This is a genomic window from Mesorhizobium sp. M2A.F.Ca.ET.039.01.1.1 (genome assembly GCF_003998035.1).
GTDB lineage: Bacteria > Pseudomonadota > Alphaproteobacteria > Rhizobiales > Rhizobiaceae > Mesorhizobium.
The window spans coordinates 1-5084 of sequence record NZ_RZRY01000468.1; the positions used below are offsets into that span (position 1 = coordinate 1).

General features: G+C 64.3%; 6 protein-coding genes. 5 read left to right on the top strand and 1 reads right to left on the bottom strand.

The features are described from left to right. Nucleotides 1-197 precede the first annotated feature (197 nt). From ftsE to EOA24_RS27015, 3 genes are all read left to right on the top strand, one after another. A complete protein-coding gene (gene ftsE / locus EOA24_RS27005; RefSeq protein WP_040998894.1) occupies nucleotides 198-857 on the top strand; it encodes a cell division ATP-binding protein FtsE in 660 nt (219 codons plus the stop codon). Next, on the top strand, nucleotides 850-1836 hold the full coding sequence (locus EOA24_RS27010) for an ABC transporter permease (RefSeq protein ID WP_126081024.1): 987 nt from the start codon (nucleotides 850-852) through the stop codon (nucleotides 1834-1836). The genes ftsE and EOA24_RS27010 overlap by 8 nt, the downstream gene beginning before the upstream one ends. 157 nt (nucleotides 1837-1993) lie before the next feature. Continuing rightward, nucleotides 1994-2722, top strand: a complete 729-nt coding sequence (locus EOA24_RS27015; protein ID WP_126081023.1) for a YdcF family protein — start codon at nucleotides 1994-1996, stop codon at nucleotides 2720-2722. Here EOA24_RS27015 and EOA24_RS27020 read toward each other — a convergent pair. Beyond that, nucleotides 2719-3339, bottom strand: a complete 621-nt coding sequence (locus tag EOA24_RS27020) for a pyridoxamine 5'-phosphate oxidase family protein (RefSeq protein ID WP_126081022.1) — start codon at nucleotides 3337-3339, stop codon at nucleotides 2719-2721. The two genes, EOA24_RS27015 and EOA24_RS27020, sit on opposite strands and share 4 nt — an antisense overlap. Nucleotides 3340-3439: 100 nt before the next feature. Here EOA24_RS27020 and EOA24_RS27025 point away from each other — a divergent pair, with 100 nt between their 5' ends. Beyond that, nucleotides 3440-4342, top strand: coding sequence for a LysR family transcriptional regulator (locus EOA24_RS27025; protein ID WP_126081021.1), 903 nt, complete (start codon nucleotides 3440-3442; stop codon nucleotides 4340-4342). Between the two features lie 140 nt (nucleotides 4343-4482). Continuing rightward, the coding region (locus EOA24_RS27030; protein WP_133374625.1) for a 1-acyl-sn-glycerol-3-phosphate acyltransferase at nucleotides 4483-5084 on the top strand (602 nt) is incomplete at its 3' end.

The following is a 5084-nucleotide window of genomic DNA, read 5'->3' on the forward strand; positions in this document are numbered from 1 at the left end:
GTTCTATTCTCAGCCATTACGGCACCAGTGCAGTCTTCGTTTCTTTTGCGTAAACGGAATTGGTTAACGCTTCCCCACCGGAATGGCCTTGACGAGTACCGATCGTAGAAAAATTAACCGCCGGTTAACCATGCCGGCCGATGGTCTGTTAATGTAGATCGTGGCGCGTCGCCGCCGAAAGTTTCAGGTCGCCGAACGTGATCCGCTTCGAAAATGTCGGCCTCCGCTATGGCATGGGTCCGGAGATCCTCCGCGACATCTCCCTGCACATTCCGGAGCGCTCCTTTCAGTTCCTGAGCGGCCCCTCGGGCGCCGGCAAGACGACGTTGCTGCGCCTTTTGTTCATGTCGCTGAAGCCGACGCGCGGCCTGATCACCATCTTCGGCAAGGACCGTTCGCGCATCTCGCGCAGCGAATTGCCGCTGCTGCGCCGCCGCATCGGCGTGGTGTTCCAGGATTTCCGCCTGCTCGACCATATGACGACCTACGAGAATGTCGCGCTGCCCTTGCGCGTGCGCGGGCGCGAGGAGGCGAGCTACCGCACCGACGTCACCGAGCTACTGAAATGGGTCGGCCTTGGCGACCGCATGCATGTGCTGCCGCCGGTGCTGTCGGGCGGCGAGAAGCAGCGCGCCGCGATCGCGCGCGCGCTGATCGAGCAGCCGGAGATCCTTTTGGCCGACGAGCCCACCGGCAATGTCGATCCGCCGCTGGCGCGCCGGCTGCTGAGACTCTTCATCGAGCTCAACCGGCTGGGCACCGCAGTCGTCATCGCCACCCACGACCTCGGCCTGATGGAGCAGGTCGATGCGCGTCGTATGATTCTGGCCGGTGGAAGGTTGGACGTCTATGACTGACTTTCCGGCCGATCACCTCCAGGATGAAGCCGAGGCGCCGGTGACGGTCCGGCGCGTCCAGCGCAAGACGGCGCCGATCGTGCCGGCGCAGAACATCGCCGGGCGGGCGCTGGTGCTGGTCATCGCCATCATGACCTTCCTGTCCTGTCTCACCTTCGGCGCGGTGACGCTGGTGCGCGACACCGCCTCGGTCTGGGAGAACCAGATCTCGCGCGAGGCGACGATCCAGATCAAGCCGGCCGACGGCCTCGACATGGAGGCGGCGCTTGCGCAGGCCTCGCAGATCGCCAGCGAGTTCCCCGGTGTGAAGGGCACCAAGATCATCGACCGCGACGCGACGGCGCGCCTTTTGGAACCATGGCTGGGCAGCGGCCTCAACATCGACGAGTTGCCGGTGCCGCGCCTCATTATCGTCACCATCGACGAGGCCAGCCCGCCTGACTTTGCCGCCATGCGCGCCGCCATCACGCCCAAGATCCCGACCGCCGCGCTCGACGACCACCGCACCTGGGTGGACCGCCTCGTCGCCATGGCGCACACCACGGTGACGATCGGCATCGCCGTTCTGGCGCTGATGCTCTCGGCGACGGTGCTGACGGTGGTGTTCGCCACGCGCGGCGCCATGGCCGGTAACGGCCATATCATCGAGGTGCTGCATTTCGTCGGCGCCGAGGCGCGTTTCATCGCGCGCGAATTCCGCTGGCATTTCCTGGTCACCGGCATGAAGGGCGCGGCAGCCGGCGGAGCGCTCGCGATCGTCGTCTTCATCGTCTTTTCCTGGTGGTCGTCGCGCAACATGGCGACGCCCGAGGCCGACCAGGCGACCGCCTTATTCGGCAATTTCGCCATTGGCTCCGCCGGCTATTTCGGCGTCGGCCTGATGGTGCTTGTGATCGGCGCGCTGACCGCGGCCACCTCGCACGCGACCGTCGTCGCCTATCTCAGCGACATCGACGTTCGCCAGCCGGACGCGGGCTGATCCATGAGCTCCAGCCGAAAGCCCGTGGAAGGCGTTGCATACAAACAAGGCAACGATCACGGCTTGGGCAGATGCCGTAACGCAAAGTGCGCCGCCTCACCTATCAAAGGCCGCATTTCGGAGTTAACCATTAGAAGCTTTCAGGATTAACCTGGGGATGATGGAAGCGCGGGAGCAGATCGAGACGGCTGGACGGATGCCGGCAGTGCGTGCGCGCGCCGCCGCCCCCGCCGAGTTTGGTCGTCTGCGGCTCGCCCTGCGCGTCTGCGGTTTCGTCGCTCTCGCCGCGCTGGTGCTTTTTGCCGGCGGCTTCGGCTGGTTCGCCGACAAGGTCAGCCATATGACGACCCCGCTCGATCCGGCCAGGGCGGATGCCATAATCGTGCTCACCGGCGGGCAGTCGCGGCTCGACGCCGCCATGGACCTGCTGGCGTCCGGCAAAGGGGAACGGCTGCTGATCAGCGGCGTCCATCCGTCGGCCACCAAACGCCAGTTGCAGGCGGCGATGGGTGGTGACAAGCGGCTCTTCTCTTGCTGTGTCGACATCGACCGTGCCGCGCTCGACACCATCGGCAACGCCGAAGAAAGCGCCAAATGGGTGGAAAACCACGCCTATGGCAGCATCATCATCGTCACCAACAATTACCACATGCCGCGCAGCCTGCTCGAGATGGGCCGGCTGCTGCATGGCGCGCGCCTTGAGCCCTATCCGGTGGTCAACACCAATCTCGGCAATGGCGGCTGGCTGACCAAGCCGGAAGCGCTGCGCGTGCTGCTGACCGAATACAGCAAATATGTGCTCTCGCTGGCGCGCGGCTTCCTGCCGCTTCGCACGACGCCCGAGGGCATGACGCTTGCCCAAGCATCGACCGCGGTGAAGAACTAGACCTTAGCCTCCAAATTATCTCGCAAGCGGGCAATCTCCTGCTCCAGGCCGGCGATGCGCCGATCGCGCTCGGCGAGCGCCGCCGCGACATCCGCCGCCTCGAAACGCTGCGGTATGTGCTGCGGACAATTGGCATCCCACGCCGTGACCGTGAACAGGATCGCCTGCTCCGGCTTTGCCTTGTAGTCCGCCGGCATCAGCTTCGCCGTCAGCTCCGGGTCGTTTTCGACGACCCGCGCCCTGCCCCAGACCTTGATGCGCTGCCTGAGCATATAGTCGATCAGGAACAGGAAGGCCTGGTCGTTGTCCTGCAGGTTGCCCTGGGTGATGAACTGGCGGTTGCCGGAGAAATCCGCGAAGCCGATCGTGTGCTCGTCCAGCACCTTGAGGAAGCCGGCCGGCCCGCCACGATGCTGGATGTAAGGCTGGCCTTCGGCATTGGCCGTCGCAAGGAACACGCTGGACTGCGCTTCGATGAAGGCGGCAAGGTCCGGCGTGATCGTGGCCCGCCAGCCGCCGCGCTGCTCGACGCGCGCATAGGAATCGCGCGATCCCTTGCGCGACTGGATCGCCTTGACGGTCGGTGTGAAGGCGACGTCGCTGGTGAATTCGTTCATGCCGGCGCTCCTCGGACAGGATGGCATGTCATTACCCTCTTCCGAAAATCGGATGTAGAGAGCATATTTGCAATTCACCCTTCCAGATTTCGGAAGAATAATGGATCGCCTCGACGCCATGTCCCTGTTCGTCGCTACGGTGGAGGCCGGCAGCCTTTCCGCCGCTGCCAGGCGTGCCGGCGTGCCGTTGGCGACGGTGAGCCGCAAGCTCTCCGACCTGGAGAAGCATTTGAAGACGCGTCTGCTCAACCGCTCGACGCGGCGCCTGGTGCTGACGGATGCCGGCCAATCCTACCTCGCCGCCTGCCGCCGCATTCTCGATGAGGTGAATGAGGCCGAGCGTACCGCTGCGGGCGAATATTCGAGCCCGACAGGCGAGCTGGTCATCACGGCACCGGTCGTCTTCGGCCGCCTGCATGTGCTGCCCGTGATCACCGACTTTCTCGCCATCTATCCGCAGGTGGACGTCCGCCTGACCTTGTCGGACCGGATCACCCAACTGGTCGAGGAGCATATCGATTTGGCCCTGCGCATCGGCGAGCTGCCGGATTCGGCCATGGTCGCGATCCGCGTCGGCTCGATCCGCCGCATCGTCTGCGCAAGCCCGGCTTACCTTGCCTCGCAGGGCACGCCGGAGAAACCATCTGAGCTTGCGGGTCACAGCTGCGTCACCTTCGAGGGCCTTGCCTCTCCCGCGACATGGAGTTTCGGAGCGGGCAAGACGGAAACCACGATCCCGGTCCGCTCGCGCCTGCAAGTCAACACCGCCGAAGCGGCGATCGATGCCGCCATCGCCGGGCTTGGCCTGACGAAAGTGCTCTCCTACCAGGCGGACGCCGGCGTGCGCGCCGGCACGCTGCGGGTGGTGCTGGAGCCATTCGAGTCGCCGCCCTGGCCGGTAAGCCTCGTCCATGCCGGCCAGGGCCGGCTGCCGGTGAAATTGCGCGCCTTCCTCGATTTTGCAGCGCCGCGCCTCAAGGAGCGGCTGGCGCGGTCATTGTAAGCAATTCCAGGAAAAGTGCATCGCGGTTTTCCGTCCGGAATTGCGGCAAACCAAGAGTGGCCGGCATTTCGACCGTGGCGGCGTTTCCTTTTTGCCGCCGCTTGGTGTAACCAACGCACACTTCCTCACGGGCCCCTTGCATGCTCATCATCCGCTCGCTGGCGTTCAACCTCGTCTTCTATCTCAGCCTGATCGTCCAGATGATCTTCTGGACCCCTTTCTATTTCCTGGCGCCGCGCCACCGTGCCTGGTTCGTGCCGAAATTCTGGTCGCGGACCTCAATGTGGCTCTATGACAAGATCGCCGCGACGAAGAGCGAGATCACCGGTGTCGAGAACCTGCCCGAAGGGTCCTTCATCCTGGCGCCGAAGCACCAGTCCTTCTGGGATGCGATCGCCTTCTTCCCCTATCTCGACGACGCGCTCTACATCCTGAAACGCGAGCTGACCTGGATCCCTTTCTTCGGCTGGTACATCATGAAGATGCGCATGATCCCGGTCGACCGCGGCAGCCGTTCGAAAGCGCTGAAAGCGGTCGTCGTCGCGACCAGACAGGAGATGGACCGCAACCCGCGCCAACTGATCATCTATCCCGAAGGCACGCGCCGCGCGCCGGGCGCCGAGCCGTCCTACAAATACGGCATCGTCGAGATCTACACGCAGCTGGCCGTCCCCGTCGTGCCGGTCGCCCATGTCGCCGGCCTCTATTGGCCGCGCCGCAAGTTCCTGCGCTATCCGGGCAC